At 67.7% G+C, this 19,150-nt stretch carries 19 protein-coding genes, 4 pseudogenes and 1 other annotated feature; of the genes and pseudogenes, 9 read left to right on the top strand and 14 right to left on the bottom strand.

The window, feature by feature from the left end:
• Nucleotides 1-272: 272 nt before the first annotated feature.
• The 7 genes from J1M38_RS11450 to J1M38_RS11420 form a co-directional block, all read right to left on the bottom strand.
• Nucleotides 273-890: a hypothetical protein gene (locus J1M38_RS11450; protein ID WP_206450863.1), complete on the bottom strand. Its 618-nt coding sequence runs from the start codon at nucleotides 888-890 to the stop codon at nucleotides 273-275.
• Nucleotides 891-1,356: 466 nt separating this feature from the next.
• A complete protein-coding gene (locus tag J1M38_RS11445) occupies nucleotides 1,357-1,587 on the bottom strand; it encodes a hypothetical protein (RefSeq protein ID WP_031943917.1) in 231 nt (76 codons plus the stop codon).
• A gap of 203 nt (nucleotides 1,588-1,790) precedes the next feature.
• Entirely contained in the window at nucleotides 1,791-2,186 is a 396-nt protein-coding gene (locus J1M38_RS11440) for a hypothetical protein (protein WP_049159949.1), read from the bottom strand.
• A gap of 33 nt (nucleotides 2,187-2,219) precedes the next feature.
• Nucleotides 2,220-3,536 (bottom strand): hypothetical protein, encoded by a 1,317-nt coding sequence (locus tag J1M38_RS11435; protein WP_206450864.1) that lies wholly within the window; start codon nucleotides 3,534-3,536, stop codon nucleotides 2,220-2,222.
• 103 nt (nucleotides 3,537-3,639) lie between these two features.
• A complete protein-coding gene (locus J1M38_RS11430; protein ID WP_031943914.1) occupies nucleotides 3,640-3,945 on the bottom strand; it encodes a hypothetical protein in 306 nt (101 codons plus the stop codon).
• 1 nt (nucleotide 3,946) lies between these two features.
• The gene (locus J1M38_RS11425) at nucleotides 3,947-6,160 is read right to left on the bottom strand and encodes a type IV secretory system conjugative DNA transfer family protein (protein ID WP_206450865.1); all 2,214 of its coding nucleotides are present in this window, start codon (nucleotides 6,158-6,160) and stop codon (nucleotides 3,947-3,949) included.
• 236 nt (nucleotides 6,161-6,396) lie between these two features.
• Nucleotides 6,397-7,278, bottom strand: a complete 882-nt coding sequence (locus J1M38_RS11420) for a hypothetical protein (protein WP_206450866.1) — start codon at nucleotides 7,276-7,278, stop codon at nucleotides 6,397-6,399.
• Nucleotides 7,279-7,421: 143 nt separating this feature from the next.
• Between J1M38_RS11420 and J1M38_RS11415 the strand changes: the two genes are divergently transcribed.
• Entirely contained in the window at nucleotides 7,422-8,636 is a 1,215-nt protein-coding gene (locus J1M38_RS11415; RefSeq protein ID WP_206450867.1) for a hypothetical protein, read from the top strand.
• Between the two features lie 552 nt (nucleotides 8,637-9,188).
• Here the strand turns inward: J1M38_RS11415 and J1M38_RS11410 are convergent.
• Both J1M38_RS11410 and J1M38_RS11405 read right to left on the bottom strand, forming a co-directional pair.
• Nucleotides 9,189-9,590 carry a hypothetical protein gene (locus tag J1M38_RS11410; protein WP_206450868.1) on the bottom strand — a complete coding sequence of 134 codons (402 nt, stop codon included), beginning with the start codon at nucleotides 9,588-9,590 and terminating at the stop codon, nucleotides 9,189-9,191.
• Nucleotides 9,591-9,823: 233 nt separating this feature from the next.
• Nucleotides 9,824-10,024 (bottom strand): annotated as a pseudogene (locus tag J1M38_RS11405) (integrase core domain-containing protein); the annotation flags it as partial.
• Nucleotides 10,025-10,098: 74 nt separating this feature from the next.
• Here J1M38_RS11405 and istA (J1M38_RS11400) point away from each other — a divergent pair.
• The 4 genes from istA (J1M38_RS11400) (at nucleotide 10,099) to J1M38_RS11385 (ending at nucleotide 13,734) form a co-directional block, all read left to right on the top strand.
• On the top strand, nucleotides 10,099-11,358 hold the full coding sequence (istA, locus tag J1M38_RS11400; protein WP_206501266.1) for an IS21 family transposase: 1,260 nt from the start codon (nucleotides 10,099-10,101) through the stop codon (nucleotides 11,356-11,358).
• Nucleotides 11,358-12,137 carry an IS21-like element helper ATPase IstB gene (istB, locus tag J1M38_RS11395; protein ID WP_146314595.1) on the top strand — a complete coding sequence of 260 codons (780 nt, stop codon included), beginning with the start codon at nucleotides 11,358-11,360 and terminating at the stop codon, nucleotides 12,135-12,137. Before istA (J1M38_RS11400) ends, istB (J1M38_RS11395) begins: the two co-directional genes overlap by 1 nt.
• A gap of 177 nt (nucleotides 12,138-12,314) precedes the next feature.
• A complete protein-coding gene (locus J1M38_RS11390; protein ID WP_095347764.1) occupies nucleotides 12,315-13,151 on the top strand; it encodes an alpha/beta fold hydrolase in 837 nt (278 codons plus the stop codon).
• A gap of 97 nt (nucleotides 13,152-13,248) precedes the next feature.
• Nucleotides 13,249-13,734 carry a hypothetical protein gene (locus tag J1M38_RS11385; protein WP_135040288.1) on the top strand — a complete coding sequence of 162 codons (486 nt, stop codon included), beginning with the start codon at nucleotides 13,249-13,251 and terminating at the stop codon, nucleotides 13,732-13,734.
• Nucleotides 13,735-14,088: 354 nt separating this feature from the next.
• Here J1M38_RS11385 and J1M38_RS11380 read toward each other — a convergent pair whose 3' ends face one another.
• Nucleotides 14,089-14,256, bottom strand: coding sequence for a hypothetical protein (locus J1M38_RS11380; protein WP_158185006.1), 168 nt, complete (start codon nucleotides 14,254-14,256; stop codon nucleotides 14,089-14,091).
• Between the two features lie 113 nt (nucleotides 14,257-14,369).
• Nucleotides 14,370-15,065: an aquaporin gene (locus tag J1M38_RS11375; protein ID WP_245231896.1), complete on the bottom strand. Its 696-nt coding sequence runs from the start codon at nucleotides 15,063-15,065 to the stop codon at nucleotides 14,370-14,372.
• A gap of 147 nt (nucleotides 15,066-15,212) precedes the next feature.
• Here J1M38_RS11375 and istA (J1M38_RS11370) point away from each other — a divergent pair, with 147 nt between their 5' ends.
• The 3 genes and pseudogenes from istA (J1M38_RS11370) to istB (J1M38_RS11365) form a co-directional block, all read left to right on the top strand.
• Nucleotides 15,213-16,472 (top strand): IS21 family transposase, encoded by a 1,260-nt coding sequence (gene istA / locus J1M38_RS11370; protein WP_135040290.1) that lies wholly within the window; start codon nucleotides 15,213-15,215, stop codon nucleotides 16,470-16,472.
• On the top strand, nucleotides 16,472-16,618 hold the full coding sequence (locus J1M38_RS12290; protein WP_306432519.1) for a hypothetical protein: 147 nt from the start codon (nucleotides 16,472-16,474) through the stop codon (nucleotides 16,616-16,618). The genes istA (J1M38_RS11370) and J1M38_RS12290 overlap by 1 nt, the downstream gene beginning before the upstream one ends.
• A 12-nt stretch (nucleotides 16,619-16,630) precedes the next feature.
• Nucleotides 16,631-17,251 (top strand): annotated as a pseudogene (gene istB, locus J1M38_RS11365) (IS21-like element helper ATPase IstB); the annotation flags it as partial.
• 28 nt (nucleotides 17,252-17,279) lie between these two features.
• Here istB (J1M38_RS11365) and J1M38_RS11360 read toward each other — a convergent pair.
• From J1M38_RS11360 to J1M38_RS11350, 3 genes and pseudogenes are all read right to left on the bottom strand, one after another.
• The gene (locus J1M38_RS11360) at nucleotides 17,280-17,984 is read right to left on the bottom strand and encodes an IS3 family transposase (protein ID WP_206450869.1); all 705 of its coding nucleotides are present in this window, start codon (nucleotides 17,982-17,984) and stop codon (nucleotides 17,280-17,282) included.
• Nucleotides 17,898-18,026 (bottom strand) — a sequence feature (AL1L pseudoknot). Its footprint overlaps the gene before it by 87 nt.
• A complete protein-coding gene (locus tag J1M38_RS11355) occupies nucleotides 17,987-18,304 on the bottom strand; it encodes a transposase (RefSeq protein WP_206450870.1) in 318 nt (105 codons plus the stop codon). (Overlaps the previous feature by 40 nt.)
• Nucleotides 18,305-18,355: 51 nt before the next feature.
• A pseudogene (locus tag J1M38_RS11350) lies at nucleotides 18,356-18,882 on the bottom strand (IS3 family transposase); the annotation flags it as partial.
• Nucleotides 18,883-18,944: 62 nt separating this feature from the next.
• On the opposite strand from J1M38_RS11350, the pseudogene J1M38_RS11340 reads away from it, so the two are divergent.
• Nucleotides 18,945-19,150: pseudogene (locus J1M38_RS11340) on the top strand (IS256 family transposase); the annotation flags it as partial.

Raw genomic sequence — 19,150 nt, 5'->3', positions numbered from 1 at the left:
ACCCCGTGCCACCAGCCCCCACGCATCGCTTCCAGACCCCGCGGCGTGCCGGGGACATGCCCCGGACGCCCAGCTCCAGCAGCCGCGGCGGCCGGCAGCTCGAGCTCGCGCAGCCGGCAGCGTCCCTCCGCGACACGTCCCCGCTCGGCCCGCGCTCGCGGACCCCTGGGCGTAATACGCAGGCCAGCGCCGTGCCGCCTACCCTCGGCCGCAGCTCTGCCGGCGGACATCCACGGCACGCCGGTCTCCCCCATGCGTGGATGACACGGCAGTCATCGCCGCCAGAAGCACCACATGCCGCGGCGCTCCGCCTCCCTGCTCGTGAGCTCCTCGAGCTTGCCCTCCACGCGGCTCAACTCCTGCTCGTACCAACGCAGGTCCGCCTCGCGCTGACTCCTCTTCCGCTCGGCTTCCTCCGCAACTTGATCCTCCAGGCGCTCAGCACGGAGCGTCAGCTCGTCCTGCCAGAAGAGGCCACCGAAGATGGCCACAGAGGACAAGAGCAACCCCCACGCCTCGATCGAGTCGACCACCGGGCTGCGCCAGACAAACCCGGCCGCCAGCGGCACGCAGGCCACGCCGAACGCCGCAAACGCCCAGATGGACCGCGCCCTGCCAGCCTGCCGCGTCGACACCAGGGCACGGAGCACGGCCACGAAGAACACCCACGCCAGGACGAACAGCGCGCGCAGCTCAGGCGACATCGCAGGCTCCCCTCCAGGGGGCGGCGGAGCTGAAAATCCCAGGCTGTCGTCCTCCGAGGCCAGCACGCCCAGCGTCGTTACAGCGGACCAGATCGCCCCCACGATGGCCCCCCACGCGGCCAGCCACCTCCCGCGAGCTTTGAGTTGCGAGGCCCGCTCCGCCGACGCCTGCTCATCGCCTGCCATCTACCCTCCTACCGGGAACCCCCGGGACTCGGCCTGGCGCCGATCCACGCCGCCGGCACCCTCCGCCCATCTTGTCCCGACTCAGCCGCCAGAGAGCCCACCTCCCGCGGAAATCGCTGTCGACCCAACGACCACGCCGGGGACGTGCCCCGGACCCGCGGCCGCCGGCGCCCCGAGCTGAAGCAGCCGCGGCCGCCGGCAGCACATCTCCACGCCACGTCCCCGGCCGACCCGCGCTCGCGGACGCGTTCGCTCCGGGCTGGCCGGGCCGGGACGTCCGCACGCCGGCGTCGCCGTCGAGTGGACGGGGCCGCCGACGCTGCGACCATGGGTGGCCCTGGCGGTGCTGCCCCCGTGTGCGCGTCCCCCCGGCTCCGCAGGTGTCTTGCCGGCCCGGGGCTGGAGCGTTGGCGCATGAGACGACGGCGGCCCCCCTCCAGTGAGGGGGGCCGCCGTGGCGGGGAGGTCAGCAGAGGTTTGCCTGGCAGTCGGGGCAGATCTGGGAGATGATCCGCTCCCGCTCCACCTTGGTGCGGTGGGGCAGGACCTCGTGGACGGGCTGGCCGGCGTCCAGGGCGTCCGCCTCGTCCTGGGTGATGGAGACGTAGTCGGCCTTGCCGCAGAGGGGGCAGAGGCAGTCGATGTCGGCGCTGTCCGGGCCGTAGACGTTGTAGATGCGGTGGGCGATGCGTCCCATGGGGCGTTCCTTCGGTGAGGGGTGCAGGCCCCCTGATGGGGCCCGCTACGTGTCTAACCATACACGTCCCCCGCCTACCGCACAAGCGTCTTTCGCGGTCGGTTCAACAGCAGCTCATGCTGCATCTCCGCGACACGTCCCCGTCCGATCCGCGGGCCCAAGCTGCGGCCGCGAGCTCATCCGCACGCGAGCGCCGCGGCCGGTCATGCCGGCTCGGCCGCGGCCTCCTTGGCTGCGGAGCTGCCCGCGATGAGCTGCGCGATGAGCTCGGCGTCACCGGGGGAGCTGGCGGCCGGCGCCTGCGGCTGCTCCAGCAGCTGCTCGACCCAGTCCGGCGTCTGGTCATGACGCTGGGCGAGCACGTAGGGCCCGCGGAGCAGGGCGGGCAGGTTGTAGGCCCACACGACGGGGTCCTGGGCGTAGGTGGCGCGCCGGCGCTCACCGCGGCCGAGGTCGTCGACGGTGGGGGTGGGCAGCTCGAGGTCGAGGTGCCCCTCGGGGTCATGGATCTGGACGTCCTCCCCGTCAACGTGCACGTATCCGACGTGCCGCTGGAGGCCGGAGGGGCCGTCCAGGTGGTGGATGGTGATGGTGAACATCAGATCTCCTTATGTTGATCCTGCATCAGTTTATCAGCGCTCGTAGAGATTCGACAGGCTCAGGATCCGGCCCTTGCTCTGCATCAGGCGTGCCCGCCGGCGCACCTCGTGGAAGCGGCCTTCCTCGATCGTGCCGCGCAGGCCCAGGCCGTCTTCGGAGTCCAGGAAGCGGGCCAGGATGGCCTTCTCCTCCCGAGTGGTCGCGCGGGCCTGCGGGTGCTGGGAGCGCGCGGCGACGAACATCGAGGCGTTCACGCCGCCGACGCCGTCGGTGAAGGCGAATCCGTTGTCGATCGCCGAGAGGCCGCGGCGGTCCATCAGGACGTTGCCGCGGTGGCGGTCGACCTGCCCGATCAGGCAGTCGAAGAAGGCCAGATCGCTGGCCTGGTCGGAGTGGTGCTCTGCCATGTGCATCACGTTCATCTTCGCCATCATCGGCCCCCCGGGGACTCCATAGGAGATGGAGCCCCACTGGCCGTCGTACTTGACCAGGGCCACCGGAGGCACCAGAGCCGCGTACTTCGGGCCCAGCGCCTGGGCGAACTGCGAGGCCGCGGCCTCATGGGTGGGCTGGTGCCGGCCGTCGTGGCCATAGTGCTCGGCGGTGTCCATGTCCAGCTCGTCGTAGGGCTTGAAGTAGCCGCACGCGCCGTCGTCCCACACCAGACGCTTGATGTCGTTGACGCCCTTGCCCGCGACCGGCGCACCCTCACGCGCCGAGTCCATCCGCATCAGCTGCCGCTCTTCGGCGGTGCGCCCCTGCCGCTCCACCAGCAACGCCACACGGGCGGCTTCTTCCTCGCCGCACTGGTTCTCCCATTCCGACCACTCAGGTCCGCGAGCGCCCGTCGAGGCTGAGCCGGGAGCCGGGGTCGGGGTGCGGTGGTCGCGGCCGGCGCCTGCGCCTGCGCCGCCGACGGCTCCGCCGCCACCGGCCACTCCGGCGCCGCCAGCGCCCCCACCTCCGCCGCCGCCTCCTGCTCCGCCGGCGGCTGCGGCGGCCGGCGCTCCCCCGCGGGCCGGTCCTCGGCGGGCTGGGGCCTTGGGGTCGTTGCGCAGCTCGGTCTTGGCCGCCTCCCATCCCTTCTTGGCCGGGCCCGCGGCGCGGGCGAAGACGCTTTCCGGGGCGCCGGCCTGACCGGCCCACTCCTTGATCTCGTTGATGGGCTTGCGCTGCTTCTTCAGCTCGGCCAGCTCGTCAGCCTTGCCCTCGGCCTTGGCCCATCGGGCGATCTGCTGTCCGATCGCCCGGTTCTCCCGTCGACGCTTCAGCGCGGCATCCCGTGCCGTTGCGTTCGGGGGGCATCGACGTCCGTGGGGACACCCCGCCTCGCCCTGAGCCCTGCACATGCCAACCTCCTGGTCCGATCCATCCGCCCTGCACGGGCGCCTTCACTGACCACAAGGCCGGGCTCTCCGCGACATGTCCCTAGCTGCTGACGAGTCCGTCAGGTCAGTCGTCCAGGCCGCGGGCCCGGCGTCTGGCGGACCGATAGGCGGCGATCATGACGATGGCCACGAGCACGGCGCCGGCCCCCAGGACCAGGGGGAGGCTGACGCCGACGCCGGTGTCTGCGAGCTCGAAGGCGGCCTGGTCTGCGGGGACGAGCAGGCCGATCTCCAGCAGGCTCTGGCGCACGGAGTTCATGGCGCTGGCGGCCCAGGCGGTGAAGGCGCCGGTGCCCAGGAAGAACATGCCGGCCAGGGTGATCCAGATGATGTCGGTGCCGTCGCTGGTGCCGTTGGTGTTCGCGCTCATCTCAGTTCTCCTCGTGTTCGACGTGGCGGGTGGGCAGCATCTCGGTGGCGGCCACGGAGATGCCGCCGGCCTCCCCGGTGTCGCGCTCGATGTACTCCAGGTAGATCCCGGTCTCGTCCTCCTGGGGGTCCTCGGCGAGCACCGCCCAGGTCTCGGCGTCGGGGTCGATCTGGATCAGGTCGCCGGCCTGCAACTCCTCGGCCGGGGACTCGACGGGCTCGCCGTAGCCCTCGAAGAGGTCCTGCTCGTCGTCGGGGACGTAGGGCACGTGCTTGCGCTCGGCGATCACGGGGCGGCTGGGGTCGGCCAGCACAGCCGGAGAGGGGCGCCCGGTCGGGCGTTCCTCGACCGCGGCAGTGGCGGGAGCAGTGTTCAGGGACTGCAAGGCCGCGAGCGCGCCGGCCGGGACGGCCGCGCTGGCGGCGGGCGCGGTGGCCGGCTGCACCTGGGGCTGGTCGGGGGCCTCGTAGACGCGGGCGTCCATGTAGTCGGCGTAGCTGGTGCGGTCCTCGTTGCCGTCCAGGTCCACCGTGACCGGCTCGAGGATCTCCACCAGCATCTTCTTGTGCACGACTTCGCGGGGGCGCACCGCGGCGACGCGCTGGGGGTCGTAGTCGTCGGATCCCGGGTCGGGGTTGGGGGCGTAGATGGTCTGGATCATGACGGGCACGCCGGCGGAATTCAGGGCCATGCCGCGGCCCTTGATGTGCCGGGGGATGGTGGTGCCGACCACGTAGGAGTCCCACATCATCTTGGCGCCATCGGGGCTGAGGCGGGACATGGCCACGCGCATGCCGAGGTTGTCGCGGAACTCACCGGAGATGAAGCGGGTGTCCGCGCGCTGGAGGCCGATGAGCATGTGGATCTTCGCCGAGCGGCCCAGGCGTCCGATGTTGCCCAGGCGCTTGAGCACCGCGGACTTGGAGGATCCGCCCTTGGGCTTGACCTCGGCCCACCAGTCGTCGGCGGCCTCGAGTAGCGTGGTGGCCTCGTCGACGATCAGGGCCACGGGCTCGAAGTCGGCGGAGGTCGCCTTGCCGGCCTCGATCAGCGCGTAGCGCTCGTTCATCAGGTCGTGGGCGTCCTCGATCAGCTTCACCTGGTGCTCGATGCGCGAGGCCAGCCGCTCCACGTTCGGCCAGTCCCGCAGGCCGATGAACTCGATCCGCTTGCCGTCGATCACCCAGACCTTCCAGCCGGCCTGGGTCAGGCGCTGGACGACGTTCTGCTCCACGACGGTCTTGCCCGAGCCGGTGGTGCCGACCACCACCATGTGGGGTTGCTTGCGGGGGTGCCAGGAGAGCTGCTCGCCGTCCTCGTCCACACCCAGGGGGACCTGGAAATCTCGGTAGTCGGCGTGGGTGCGCACCAGCGGGGAATGCTCCGGCGGGGGCAGGACCAGGGAGGGCATCGGCTCGCGGGCGGAGAACACGACGGTGTCCTCGACCAGGTTCCACTCCGGGACCCAGTCTCCGGGCACGCGGGTGGCCAGGACCCGCTCCACGCGCAGCCGCTTGGAGGCCATGGCCATGTTGCTGCCCTGCTCGTGGGCGACCTCGATGCGGGTCGCGTCGCCGTCGTTGTTGAGCTCGACCTTCACGCGGGCGGACTCGCCCAGCAGGTCCCGCACCACCCGGGATGCGCGTTCCACGGTGGGGTCGGTCTTCTCCACCTGCTCGGCCTCCACGGCACCGAGCACCACGCGGCGCTTGCGCGGCAGGTGGGCCTCCACCTTGTACTTGGCCCCGAGGCTGACCGAGGCGACCTCGGCCAGGGACTTCAGCCACTCCGGGTCTGGCACCACCCTCGCGTGGTAGGTCAGCTGCACTTGCTGGGGCAGGCCGATGAACCCCCCACGCCAGCGGGAGAGCTTCACCGCGGCCCGGGACGGCCGCGGGCGGATCAGCATCACCGGGCAGATCTGCTCGGTGAAGTGGTCGGCGATCTCGGCCCGCTGCCGCGCCCGCTCGGCCACCACCAGGGATGCCGTCGAGACGCCGGCGCCACCGCCGGCGACCGTGTAGGCCAGGGCCGGGTCGGTGGCGGCGAACATGCCGGCGGCCAGCGCGCCGGCGGCGACCAGTCCTGATCCGATCCCGAGGAACTTCGCCGGCTGCGGCTGAGGGGCCAGCACCCTGAGCCCCTCGTCGACCTCCTGGTGTGCGCCGGCCTGCGCCGTGCCCACACCCATCTGCGGCTCCATGTCCACGCTCATCTGCGGCCTCACCCTCTGGCCCCGAGGACGGGGCCGACGACTCTCGTTCACTGCCCATAAGGCCCGCCCGCGCCGCCGATGTCCCTCCCCCCGCCTCGCCGACGCACCTGTCGAGATGCAGGGAAGATTGCACAGGACACGCGAGGAGGACTGCACAAGTCCTCCTCTGCGACCTCACGTGTGCAATGTAGTGTCCGACGGCGTGCGGCTCACCTGTACAGTCCGTATGCCACTGTTCAGGGGCGACTAGAACCCGGGATCCGCCGTACTGCCACCCATCGCGGGTCCTTGGGTCGGATGCTCACGCGCGTACCGTTCTTCAACGGACGGGTGACCCCGTAGACGATCACACCCCATCCGTCGACCCAGCCCTCCGCCCAGTCGATCCCGAGCTGCTCAACCCGCTGCTGCACGGCAGCCTGGCATTCCTCGTCGAGGATGACGGCACCGCGTCTATCGAAGAAGTTAAGGAAGACCTCCTTGCCCCGCACCACCGACTGAACAGGGCCCCACACGATCATGTGCTTGCCCATGCGCGCCTGATCGTCCGGGTCCAGATCTGTACTGGCCCACACGACGTCTCCCCAGCGGACCCGCTCGCGCTCGGGCAACTCCAGCCACCGGTCCGGGGCCGCGTGAGTCGGATCGCGCAAGAGATCGGTCAGCATCGCGCCGATGCCATGGGTGGACTGATCGAGTTCTTCGACCCCCGACTTGCCCGAGGGGTCGGCACCCTCCCCGGCATACGCAGTCGTCCCCGGCGTCGCTTCACCACCTCTGCCGCCGCTTCCGCTCGCAGGCGGCGTCTCGGGGCTGATCTTCAACGCGCCCCCGGGGTTATCCCGCCGCGGCTGGACGGCGTCGACCTCGCTGCCCCCTCGAGAGCCAGCCTCTCCTCGCTTCGGACACTGTTCCGTGTGCTCGCCCCGAACTCGGAAGTGAGGCGAGCGCCCGTTGATCGACTGGCTGACCAGCGAGACAGGCATCCCGCAGTCAGCCTCCCCGCATATGAACAGCTCACCGAGGGCTGCCTGCCACTCCTGGTCGCCTCTTGCCCAGATGTCCTGAGCTGCAACAACGCGACCCGTCTTCTCATGCACCGCCGTTGCCATCGTCATGGTCCCCGCTCCGTTCCCACTCGAACCGCTCGTGTGACGATGTCTACACGAGGCTGTTAAGAGCGTCCAGAGAGCCGGAACGGCCCGAGCCAGCTCGGTCCACCGCCCCACGCTCGGCATTCACCCGGCCCAGAAAGGGAACCATGGCATACGGATCTGCTGCAGACTTGCCGTCGATCACCAAGATGAAGAACCAGCTGCGCGCCTTCGCGCGCCTCGGCCCGCTGGTCCCCAGTGGTACTCGAGAGCAGATGCGCGAGGTCCAGCGTGGCCTCGAGGCCCTCACCCAGACGGTCGATGACTTCTACACGCTGTTCGGGCCGGAGCACTGGATCTTCCATGACAGCCTCAATGTGGACGCGATGAGGTCACTGATGGATGCCCATGCAGGTGATCCCCAGGCCGCGGAAACCGCCCTGGTCACCTGGTACAACGAGGAAGACCACCTTCGGTGGATGATGCTCAGGCTCAACCGGCACGCACCTCTTCGCCCTCGCATGCACCTACTGGAGCTCGCGTGGGCAGACCAGCAGGCCGGCCGCTATTACGCCGTTGTGCATGTCCTCCTGAGTGTCATGGACGGCTTCGTCAATGACCTCAATCCGCAGCACCCGCAGGGCCTCCACGCTCTCGATGGCGAGGACCTACAAGCGTGGAACAGTGTGGTGGGACACCACCAGGGCCTGTCCGCGGCGCACCACTCCTTCAAGAAGGGGTTCAAGAAGCGGAACAACGAGCCGGTCACCGAGCTCTACCGGCATGGCATCGTGCATGGAGCCTTGACGAACTACAACAACGCCGTAGTCGCCACGAAGGCTTGGAACCGCCTCTTCGCCGTCGCCGACTGGGCTGCCTCCAAGGATGCCGAGGCGAAGGAGTTGGCGAAGCCGGCTGCGCCCACGCTCATGGAAGTTCTCCGTCAGGTGGGACGCACTGCGCGGGACCGCAGGGAGATGGAGGCGTTCATCCCCCAGAGCCTGGGCGCCCAGGACCCGGCATTCCCGTCGCATCCTGCCGTCCAGCTGGTGTCGGAGTTTCTCCAGGCGTGGCGGCGCCAGAACTACAAGGGGATGTCAGACCAGGTGGTTCTACGGTCCGCACAGGTCCGCCCCGTCGATCTGCGCCGTGAATACGACGGTCATGAGCTCCAAAGCTATGAGCTCCTAGAAGTCGACCACCACGCCTTCAGTGTGGCCGTAGTGCGCGTGCGTCTGGAGACACCTGACGAGGTCTACTTCCCTGCGATCCGATGCCTGCTGACGGACGAGAAGGGCTCTGCCGCAGTTCTGAGCGACGAGGGCCGCTGGGCTCTCCCACAGTGGCAGTACCACTTCATGACGCAGCACGCCGACGAGTGAGCCCTTCTGAGCGGTACGTGCAGCGTCAGCGACGAGGCAGCCAGGACGCGGGGAGCCCCTCGCATCCCCTTGCTCAATATGGGGCCCCGTACTGGGCGCCAGGGGGTGGGCCGGTCACATCCGCTCTCCACCCCTCGATCGCAGGCAGATCGAGTTCGAGCGCTCGGAGGGTTTCGTAGAGACGTTCATGGCGGGATAGCCCGCCGTCCCAGCTCGGCGGTTCTACAAGGAGGCCGCCCCGAGAGTCGTAGGTATTCCAGCTGACGGTCGTGCCAGTGGAATCCGGGGCGAGGATGCCGGCCGTCGGGCGGCTCGGCTCATAGCACCAGAGTTCTTCGCCGACGAACTCCAGGAACACTTCCGACAGAGCCCATCCAGGCCGAGAACCCAACAAGTTCGACAGGCTCATCCGGTCAGGGGGCTGTTCCCGGCCTCCTGCGGGCGCCCCGCTTGGCCGGCCACTGGCTAACGCCCGGCGCTCGCCGCGGTCTTCCTTGCCCGCACGCCTCTTGCGCTTCGATGACTTCGACATCTCTCCTCGTCTCCTGCGTCTCAGCCGATGAGGTAGCTGATGGCATCGGGGGTGGTGGTGTGGTCTTTCGCCCATGCACGGCTGCCTTCGTTGCTGGGTGGCACGAGGTCGAGCCAGGCGTTCAGAGCCCCTCTACCCACTCCCACTGAGCCGGCGAGGATCTGGTGGGCGATGAGGAATACCTCCGCACGCAGCTCGGGGCAGTCCGGGGCGCTCACACCCCACCGCGGGCCGCGCTCCTTAGTGCGTGCGCGCGCCTCGACCCGCACCTGCAGGGCCCATCCGGGGAGGCCTGAGGCGGGGCTGATGGCCGCGATGTGGATCAGGAGCACCGCGATGGACCGCATCCGGCGCAGATATTCGGCGCCGGGGACGGGTTCGCCGTGGCAGAGGACGACCTCTCCGCGGAGAGCTTCGAGCACTGCCTGTTGCTGATTCAGGGTCCCGGCGCCGGCTGGCACCCGGGTCGCGGTACCGAGGTCGTGTTCGCACTGGGGCACCCGTCCGGGGACACGGGGGTTGCCGCACAAGGTGCTGAACCCGGAGGCCCGTAACCCCTGCAACCGGGTCGAGCTGAATCGCCCCGGGTTTGTTAGAGGCTCGCAAGTGCCGTCCCGGCGGGCGCCGACACGGGGTTCTCATGATGGTAGACGTCCTCGAACTCGACCGGAGGAACCATCCCGATCTCCCCGTGCACGCGGCGATGGTTGAACCAGTCGACGTACTCTGCGACCGCGATCTCCAGGTCTTCGATGGACGTGAACGGGCCCTTGTTCCGGATCAGCTCGGCCTTGAACAGCGAGTTGAATGCCTCCGCGAGGGCATTATCGTAAGAATCCCCCGTCGAGCCGACCGAGGCTGTCGACGACGCGTGAATACTGACCCCTGAGCGTCGGGGAATTTTGACCCCTTCCGGGCATCCTTTGGAGGGTGATCAATTTGGAACAGTGGGCAGAGATCAGGCGGTTGCATCGGGCGGAGGGCGTGTCGATCAAGGAGATCGTGCGTCGGCTCGGTGTGGCGCGAAATACGGTGCGGTCGGCGTTGGCGTCAGAGACGCCGCCGTCGTATCAGCGGGCAGGGAAAGGGTCACTCGTTGACGCTGCGGAGCCCGAGATCCGCAAGCTCTTGGTGGTGGATGCGAGGATGCCGGCGACGGTGATCGCGGAGCGGATCGGGTGGGAACACTCGATCACGATTCTGAAGGATCGGATCCGGACGATTCGTCCGGAGTATGCCGGGGTCGATCCCGCGGATCGTCTGATTCATCTTCCTGGCGAGAGCGCGCAGATGGATCTGTGGTTCCCGGAGCCGCGGATCCCTGTCGGGCATGGGCAAGCGTTGATGCTGCCGGTGCTCGTGATGACGTTGACGTTCTCCCGGTTCCTGTCCGCGGTGATGCTCCCGTCCCGGCAGGCGGGCGATCTGGTCGCGGGGATGTGGCAGCTGATCTCTCGTGTCGGGCGGGTCTCGAAGACGCTCGTCTGGGATCGTGAGGCCGCGATCGGGGGGAAGGGGACTGTCACGCAGGCCGCGGCCGCGTTCGCGGGAACGTTGGCGACGAGGATCGTGCTCGCCCCTCCGCGGGATCCGGAGTTCAAGGGCATGACCGAACGCAACAACCAGTACATGGAGACATCGTTCCTGCCCGGGCGGTCGTTCGCGTCACCGGACAGTTTCAACAGCCAACTCGCGGAGTGGCTCCCGCGGGCGAACTCCCGCACGATCCGCTCGCTGGGCGGGCGACCTATCGACGTGGTGGAGCGGGATCTGCAGGCGATGACCGTGTTGCCGCCGCTGCCGCCGGTGACGGGGCTGCGAAACCGGGTCCGATTGGCGCGGGACTACTACGTCCGCATCAATGCCAACGACTACTCCGGTGACCCTCGCGTGATTGGGCGGCTGGTGGATGTGACGGCCACGCTGACACGAGTGATCGTGATCTGCGATGGCCGCACCGTCGCTGACCACGAACGCTGTTGGGCGAAACACGCGACCGTCATCGACCCTGTCCACGTCGAGATCGCGAGGGGGCTGCGCTCCACGTTCAGCGCCGCGAAACGCGACCGAGAACGACTGCACCATCGCGGGCAGCCAGCGGCCAGCGTGGTGTTTCGGGAACTGCCCGACTACGACGAGTTGTTCGGCGTCGATTTCCCTGTCGATCCTCGAACCGGTGAGGTCCTCTGATGCCCGAAACGGAGATCGCGGCGACGATGGGATACCTGACCCGGGCGTTGAAGACCCCCACGATCGGCCGGGTCTGGGAGACCCTCGGCGATCAAGCCCGCACCGAGGGCTGGTCCCACGAGGAATACCTCACCGCGGTCCTGCAACGCCAGGTCGCGGACCGGGAAGCGAACGGAACGACACTGCGAATCGCGGGCGCTCACTTCCCCGCGGTGAAGACCCTGGACGACTTCAACGCCGACCATCAGCCCTCGCTGCGTCGCGATGTCCTCGCTCACCTCGCGACGACAACGTTCATCCCGAAAGCGGAGAACGTGATCCTGCTCGGCCCACCCGGTGTCGGCAAAACACACCTCGCGATCGGCCTCGGCATCAAAGCCGCGCACGCTGGATACCCGGTGTTGTTCGATACCGCGACCGGCTGGGCTGGCCGACTCCAGGCCGCGCACGCAGCCGGCCGGCTCGAGCATGAGCTGAAACGACTCCGCCGCTACCGGATGCTGATCATCGACGAGGTCGGCTACCTGCCATTCGACGCGGACGCCGCGAACCTGTTCTTCCAACTCATCGCGTCCCGCTACGAGCAAGGCTCGATCGTGCTCACCAGCAACATGCCCTTCGGCAGATGGGGTGAGATCTTCTCCGACGACATCGTCGCGGCCGCGATGATCGACCGACTCGTTCACCACGCGGAAGTCCTCACCCTCGGCGGGGACTCCTACCGCACCAGGGCACGCCGCGAGCTCCTCAAGACCCCCGCACAACCCGCGGGCAAGTAACAACACATCAATTCGAGGGGGTCAAAATTCAACGACGATAAGGGGTCAATATTCGGCCGACGTTGACATCGCGGGCGCCCGAAAGTTACCGTGAATGCAGTCGCCACATCGTCGAGGCGCAAACTACCCACCAGTCGCGCGGGCTTGCTCGTTCGACGACATGACAAAGGACTCATCATGGGATACATCACCACCGAAGACGGCGCAGAGATCTACTTCAAGGACTGGGGCGACAAGAACGCCCAGCCCATCGTGTTCCACCACGGCTGGCCGCTGTCGTCCGACGACTGGGACGCACAGATGCTCTACTTCCTCTCGAAGGGCTACCGCGTCGTCGCCAGCGACCGCCGCGGCCACGGACGTTCGTCGCAGATCAGCACCGGCCACGACATGGACCACTACGCCAGCGACGTGAACGCCGTCGTCGAGCACCTCGACCTGCAGAACGCCATCCACATCGGCCACTCCACCGGCGGCGGCCAGGTCGCTCGCTACGTCGCCAAGTACGGTCAGCCCCAGGGTCGTGTCGCCAAGGCCGTGCTCGTCTCCTCGGTTCCTCCCATCATGCTGAAGTCCGACAGCAACCCCGAGGGCACGCCCATCGAGGTCCTCGACGGTTTCCGTTCCGCTCTCGCCGCCAACCGTGCCGAGTTCTTCCAGGCCGTGGCGTCGGGTCCGTTCTACGGCTTCAACCGCGACGGTGTCGAGGTGTCCGAGCCGGTCGTCGCGAACTGGTGGCGTCAGGGCATGACGGGCAGCGCGCTCGCTCACTACGAGGGCATCAAGGCCTTCTCCGAGACCGACCAGACCGAAGACCTCAAGGCCATCACGGTCCCCGTTCTCGTCATGCAGGGCGACGACGACCAGGTCGTTCCCTACAAGGCCGCCGCGCTCCTGCAGCACGAGCTCCTCCAGAACTCTGAGCTGAAGCTGTACGCCGGCTACCCGCACGGCATGCTGACCACGCACGCCGAGGTCATCAACCCTGACCTCCTCGCCTTCATCCAGAAGTAAGAAGCGGCGCAGTAGAAGAGGTGCACCCGGGATCCGGGTGCACCTCTTCTGCATTCTTGGAAGGAAGAATGCGGCGTCCTGACGATACTGTTCGTCTGTGGACAACGCCTTCGCGACCTGGATCCAGGTCATCGCGTCTCTGCTGTCGGTGATCCTTGCTCTGGTCGGATTGGTCATCGCACGCGACGCCAGCCGCGAGGCTCGCTCCAATCGTGACTTCCAGCTCGACCGGTCTGTCGGAGACGAGTTCGCCATCGCCGTGTCGGCGTTGTCGCTCGCCGGCCGCGAAGACGGGCTGGCGCGGTCGGACTTCGCCCGTCAGTACGGTGACGCGGTGCGATTGTGGAGTGACCGCGTGACGTCTCCTCGCGCGCAACGTCAGCGGGGCGAGGTCGAGGCGTTCCTCCGGAAGCTGGGTCACACCGCGGAGCAGTTGCTACCCGCACTGCCGACCGGGCATGGAACCGATTGCGCGCACGGAGTACGAATTCACCCTCGCTCGCGCGCAACGCGTCACGAGGGAATGGGCATACCCGGAGCAACGCCGCAACGTCATCGTCGGGGTTTTGGAAGACCATGTTGACGAGCTCGCGGAGCCGCGCTCCAGCCCGGACGTGCAGGTGCAACGATGGTTGCTCGTCTCGGACCCGTCCGACAACAAGGTCACGCAGCGGGCACGGTCGGTTCGGGTGGGATGGCTGATGTTTGTCGACGACGTCCGCCGCCGCCGTCTGGGACGAACCATTCGGGAATGGTTCGTCCATCAGCGATTCGCGCGACGGGAGATGCGCGCGTACAGGGCTGGCGTACGTGCCGCTCGTGGGCCGGTGCCTCCGTCGGTGAACGAGGATGCGCCGACAGCCTGACGATTCCGCCTGAAGTCCCAGCCACCTCACGGTCTGGCGCTCCCGGATCTCACTACGCTCGACAGCACCACTCAATCTGGGGAGCACTCATGGGAAGTCCTGTTTACGGTCTCGGCTTCAACCGCGGCGTTGCCGTTGGGATCGAACGTGGCATAGAGATCGGCCTGAAGATGGCTGCCGACGCGGCCGTGCAGCGCCGGCTCCAGATCGCGACCGGCGCTTTGAGGGTCGTCCAGCATGCAACACCTGCCGTCCTCCGCGCCGTGAGTACATACCGCGCGACGAAGGTCGTCGACGCGGCCGCATAAGCGTCACGCCGTCCCGGATCTCCGGGATGGAACACGCACCGCACTCAGATGTAGGAGCTTCTCCTCGCTCGCGGCGCGAGGTGGCGGACCGCTGTCACGACGAGGCCGACCAGCGCCGCGCCGAGGGTTGGCGCGACGAGCGAGAGCCACAACTGCTCGAGCGCGACAGGGCCCCCGTAGACGGCGGTCGCTATCGAGCGGGCCGGGTTGAAAGAGCCGTTCGAGATCGGGATCGCGACGAGCGCCGCCACCGTCAGCGTGAACCCGATGGCCAGCGGCGCGAGCGTCGCGTCCGTGCGACGAGTGGAGACGGCGAGGACGACCGCCATGAGCACGGCCGTGGTGACCGCCTCGATGAGGAACGCCGCCTCCCAGGAGGCCCCGCTTGGTGAGAGCGGTCCCCAGCCGGTGGACGCGAATCCGCTCTTTCGAGCGTCTGACAGGAATTCCGTGCTGGTGCCCGCCGCAACGAGAACAAGTGCGGTGGACGCGAGTAGCCCACCCACGAACTGCGACGCGATGTAGGCCGGGACGCGGCGCCACGAGAAGAATCCGGCGGTCGCCAATCCGAGCGTGACGGCAGGGTTGAAGTGGCCGCCCGACACGGGGCCCCAGGCGATGGCGCCGACGAGCACGCTGAGCCCGAGCGCGAAGGCGACGCCGAGGAATCCGATGTTCACCGCGACATCCGACTTCGAAAAGGATGCGGAGAAGGTCGCCGCTCCGATGACTCCGAACACGAGGACGAACGTGCCCGCAGCCTCCGCGGCGACGGCCGACAGAAGCGGAGCGACGGGTGGCTTTCCGAGCGGGTGCTGTCGACGACGCGTGAATACTGACCCCTGAGCGTCGGGGAATTTTGACCCCTTCCGGGCATCCTTTGGAGGGTGATCAATTTGGAACAGTGGGCAGAGATCAGGCGGTTGCATCGGGCGGAGGGCGTGTCGATCAAGGAGATCGTGCGTCGGCTCGGTGTGGCGCGAAATACGGTGCGGTCGGCGTTGGCGTCAGAGACGCCGCCGTCGTATCAGCGGGCAGGGAAAGGGTCACTCGTTGACGCTGCGGAGCCCGAGATCCGCAAGCTCTTGGTGGTGGATGCGAGGATGCCGGCGACGGTGATCGCGGAGCGGATCGGGTGGGAACACTCGATCACGATTCTGAAGGATCGGATCCGGACGATTCGTCCGGAGTATGCCGGGGTCGATCCCGCGGATCGTCTGATTCATCTTCCTGGCGAGAGCGCGCAGATGGATCTGTGGTTCCCGGAGCCGCGGATCCCTGTCGGGCATGGGCAAGCGTTGATGCTGCCGGTGCTCGTGATGACGTTGACGTTCTCCCGGTTCCTGTCCGCGGTGATGCTCCCGTCCCGGCAGGCGGGCGATCTGGTCGCGGGGATGTGGCAGCTGATCTCTCGTGTCGGGCGGGTCTCGAAGACGCTCGTCTGGGATCGTGAGGCCGCGATCGGGGGGAAGGGGACTGTCACGCAGGCCGCGGCCGCGTTCGCGGGAACGTTGGCGACGAGGATCGTGCTCGCCCCTCCGCGGGATCCGGAGTTCAAGGGCATGACCGAACGCAACAACCAGTACATGGAGACATCGTTCCTGCCCGGGCGGTCGTTCGCGTCACCGGACAGTTTCAACAGCCAACTCGCGGAGTGGCTCCCGCGGGCGAACTCCCGCACGATCCGCTCGCTGGGCGGGCGACCTATCGACGTGGTGGAGCGGGATCTGCAGGCGATGACCGTGTTGCCGCCGCTGCCGCCGGTGACGGGGCTGCGAAACCGGGTCCGATTGGCGCGGGACTACTACGTCCGCATCGATGCCAACGACTACTCCGTTGACCCTCGCGTGATTGGGCGGCTGGTGGATGTGACGGCCACGCTGACACGAGTGATCGTGATCTGCGATGGCCGCACCGTCGCTGACCACGAACGCTGTTGGGCGAAACACGCGACCGTCATCGACCCTGTCCACGTCGAGATCGCGAGGGGGCTGCGCTCCACGTTCAGCGCCGCGAAACGCGACCGAGAACGACTGCACCATCGCGGGCAGCCAGCGGCCAGCGTGGTGTTTCGGGAACTGCCCGACTACGACGAGTTGTTCGGCGTCGATTTCCCTGTCGATCCTCGAACCGGTGAGGTCCTCTGATGCCCGAAACGGAGATCGCGGCGACGATGGGATACCTGACCCGGGCGTTGAAGACCCCCACGATCGGCCGGGTCTGGGAGACCCTCGGCGATCAAGCCCGCACCGAGGGCTGGTCCCACGAGGAATACCTCACCGCGGTCCTGTAACGCCAGGTCGCGGACCGGGAAGCGAACGGAACGACACTGCGAATCGCGGGCGCTCACTTCCCCGCGGTGAAGACCCTGGACGACTTCAACGCCGACCATCAGCCCTCGCTGCGTCGCGATGTCCTCGCTCACCTCGCGACGACAACGTTCATCCCGAAAGCGGAGAACGTGATCCTGCTCGGCCCACCCGGTGTCGGCAAAACACACCTCGCGATCGGCCTCGGCATCAAAGCCGCGCACGCTGGATACCCGGTGTTGTTCGATACCGCGACCGGCTGGGCTGGCCGACTCCAGGCCGCGCACGCAGCCGGCCGGCTCGAGCATGAGCTGAAACGACTCCGCCGCTACCGGATGCTGATCATCGACGAGGTCGGCTACCTGCCATTCGACGCGGACGCCGCGAACCTGTTCTTCCAACTCATCGCGTCCCGCTACGAGCAAGGCTCGATCGTGCTCACCAGCAACATGCCCTTCGGCAGATGGGGTGAGATCTTCTCCGACGACATCGTCGCGGCCGCGATGATCGACCGACTCGTTCACCACGCGGAAGTCCTCACCCTCGGCGGGGACTCCTACCGCACCAGGGCACGCCGCGAGCTCCTCAAGACCCCCGCACAACCCGCGGGCAAGTAACAACACATCAATTCGAGGGGGTCAAAATTCAACGACGATAAGGGGTCAATATTCGGCCGACGTTGACAGAGGCGACTGCGCCGGCCTGGGCCAGCCGCTGGGTGTAGCGCACAGCGACGTACTGGACTCCTTTATCGCTGTGATGCCGCAGCCCGGCCACGTCCTGACCAGCACGCTGACGCGTCCAGAACGCCATCTCCAACGCGTCCAGCGCCAGGTCCGTGCGCAACGACTTCGACAGCTGCCACCCCAGGACCCGTCGGGAGAACACGTCGATGATGAACGCGGCGTACACCCACCCGGCGAAAGTGCGGCAGTAAGTGATGTCAGCGACCCACAGCTGATTCGGGGCGGCCGCGGTGAAGTCGCGCTGCACCAGGTCCTCACGCTCATCCGGGCCCCGGCCCGTCACTGTCGTGCGTGGACCCTTCGCGCGGCTGATCCCGCGCAGTCCTGCGGCACGCATGAGCCGCTCGATCGTGCACCGGGCAACCTGGATGCCCTCACGGCGCAGTTGCGCGTGGATCTTCCGGGCCCCGTAGACCCCGTAGTTGGCCTCATGCACCCGCCGGATCTGAGCGACCAGCCGCTTATCGCGCAGACTGCGGGCCGAGGGCCGGCGTGTCTTGGCGGCGTAGTACGTGCTCGGTGCGATCTGCGTGCCCGCTGCGGTCAGTGTGGTGCAGATCGGCTCGACACCGAACTCGTGCTTGTGCTCGTCGATGTAGTCCACGATCACCGGTGTGGGCGGTCGAGCTCCGCCGCGAAGAAAGCCGAGGCCGAGCGCAGGATCGCGTTCGCCCGCCGCAGCTCCCGGTTCTCCTTCTCCAGCTCGGCCATCCGGGCTGCCTCGCTGGTCGTGACCCCAGGGCGGTGACCTTCATCGATCTCGGCTTGGCGGACCCAGTTGCGCAGCGTCTCGGGGTTGATTCCGAGTTGTTCTCCGACGCGGCGGAACGCTCCGGACTTCGTGGCGGGGTCTTGACGGGCTTCGAGGGTCATCCGCGTGGCGCGTTCGCGGAGCTCGTCGGGGTATTTCCGTGGTGCTGGCATGCTCTGCATCCTTCCGTTGGATCAGAGCCTCCACCAGACCCGGGGCGATTCAATCAGCTCAGGGATCGCTCGGGCCGGGTGACGGGCCTGGCGCCGGCGTTCCTTCACCTGCGCGGCGGCTGCGAGGATGCGGTACATGGTGGCGATCGAGCACAGGTACACCCCGCGCTCCAGCAGCGTGGCGTAGACCTGGGCCGGGGGCTGGTCGACGAATTCGTCACTGTTGAGCACCTCCAGCACCCGTTCCCGCTCAACGCGACTGAGCCGGTTGGCCGGCTCCACCGCGGTCCGAGGTCCCGGTGCTGTCCGGGCCCGCCGGCGGGTGGCGGTGGCCCGCGACACCCCGGTCAGTCCCGCTGCGTCCCGGGTGGTCACGCCTGCGGCGGTGAGCTCGGTGTAGGCGCCCATCAGCGCTTCTTGCGCGGCTGCTCGGTGTCCGCGCTCTCGGAAATCTGCTCCAAGAGCGCGTGTGCTTTTCCCATGATGTCCAGGGCGGTCTCGGTGGTGGCCAGCTTCTGCTGGGAGGCGGCCAGCTGGCGGCGCAACCGGGCGATTTCGGCCTGCTCCGCACTCGGCCGGCCAAGGGCGTGTCAGATGGTCTGTGTAAGCCGTACCGAGAGGAACGGTAAGAATCATGACCATGACCGACGAGAAGAACCCAGGCGAGCCCTCGGGCCAGGACCTGGTCGAGCAGCTGAAAGCCTCAGGGCAGCTTGATGCCCTATTCGCGCAGATCGACGCGGGCGGCGTCGAGCTCACCGGTGACGGCGGGTTCGTGCCCGCGCTGGTCAAGGCCGCGCTCGAGCGGGGCCTGCAGGCCGAGCTGACCAGCCATCTGGGCTACGA

This window comes from Micrococcus sp. KRD070, from assembly GCF_017168435.1.
Taxonomy (GTDB): domain Bacteria; phylum Actinomycetota; class Actinomycetes; order Actinomycetales; family Micrococcaceae; genus Micrococcus; species Micrococcus luteus.
Note: the sequence above shows the minus strand (reverse complement) of the source record. Positions and strands in the feature narration are given on the sequence as shown.

Coding starts and splice junctions, on each gene's coding strand:
- istB (WP_146314595.1), top strand. CDS start 11,358: ATGCCCGAAACGGAGATCGCGGCGACGATGGGATACCTGACCCGGGCG.
- J1M38_RS11355 (WP_206450870.1), bottom strand. CDS start 18,304: ATGCCAGCACCACGGAAATACCCCGACGAGCTCCGCGAACGCGCCACG.
- J1M38_RS11430 (WP_031943914.1), bottom strand. CDS start 3,945: ATGAGCGCGAACACCAACGGCACCAGCGACGGCACCGACATCATCTGG.
- J1M38_RS11425 (WP_206450865.1), bottom strand. CDS start 6,160: ATGAGCGTGGACATGGAGCCGCAGATGGGTGTGGGCACGGCGCAGGCC.
- J1M38_RS11445 (WP_031943917.1), bottom strand. CDS start 1,587: ATGGGACGCATCGCCCACCGCATCTACAACGTCTACGGCCCGGACAGC.
- J1M38_RS11440 (WP_049159949.1), bottom strand. CDS start 2,186: ATGTTCACCATCACCATCCACCACCTGGACGGCCCCTCCGGCCTCCAG.
- J1M38_RS11380 (WP_158185006.1), bottom strand. CDS start 14,256: ATGCTGGACGACCCTCAAAGCGCCGGTCGCGATCTGGAGCCGGCGCTG.
- J1M38_RS12290 (WP_306432519.1), top strand. CDS start 16,472: ATGCCCGAAACGGAGATCGCGGCGACGATGGGATACCTGACCCGGGCG.
- J1M38_RS11450 (WP_206450863.1), bottom strand. CDS start 890: ATGGCAGGCGATGAGCAGGCGTCGGCGGAGCGGGCCTCGCAACTCAAA.
- J1M38_RS11420 (WP_206450866.1), bottom strand. CDS start 7,278: ATGACGATGGCAACGGCGGTGCATGAGAAGACGGGTCGCGTTGTTGCA.
- J1M38_RS11415 (WP_206450867.1), top strand. CDS start 7,422: ATGGCATACGGATCTGCTGCAGACTTGCCGTCGATCACCAAGATGAAG.
- J1M38_RS11390 (WP_095347764.1), top strand. CDS start 12,315: ATGGGATACATCACCACCGAAGACGGCGCAGAGATCTACTTCAAGGAC.
- J1M38_RS11435 (WP_206450864.1), bottom strand. CDS start 3,536: ATGTGCAGGGCTCAGGGCGAGGCGGGGTGTCCCCACGGACGTCGATGC.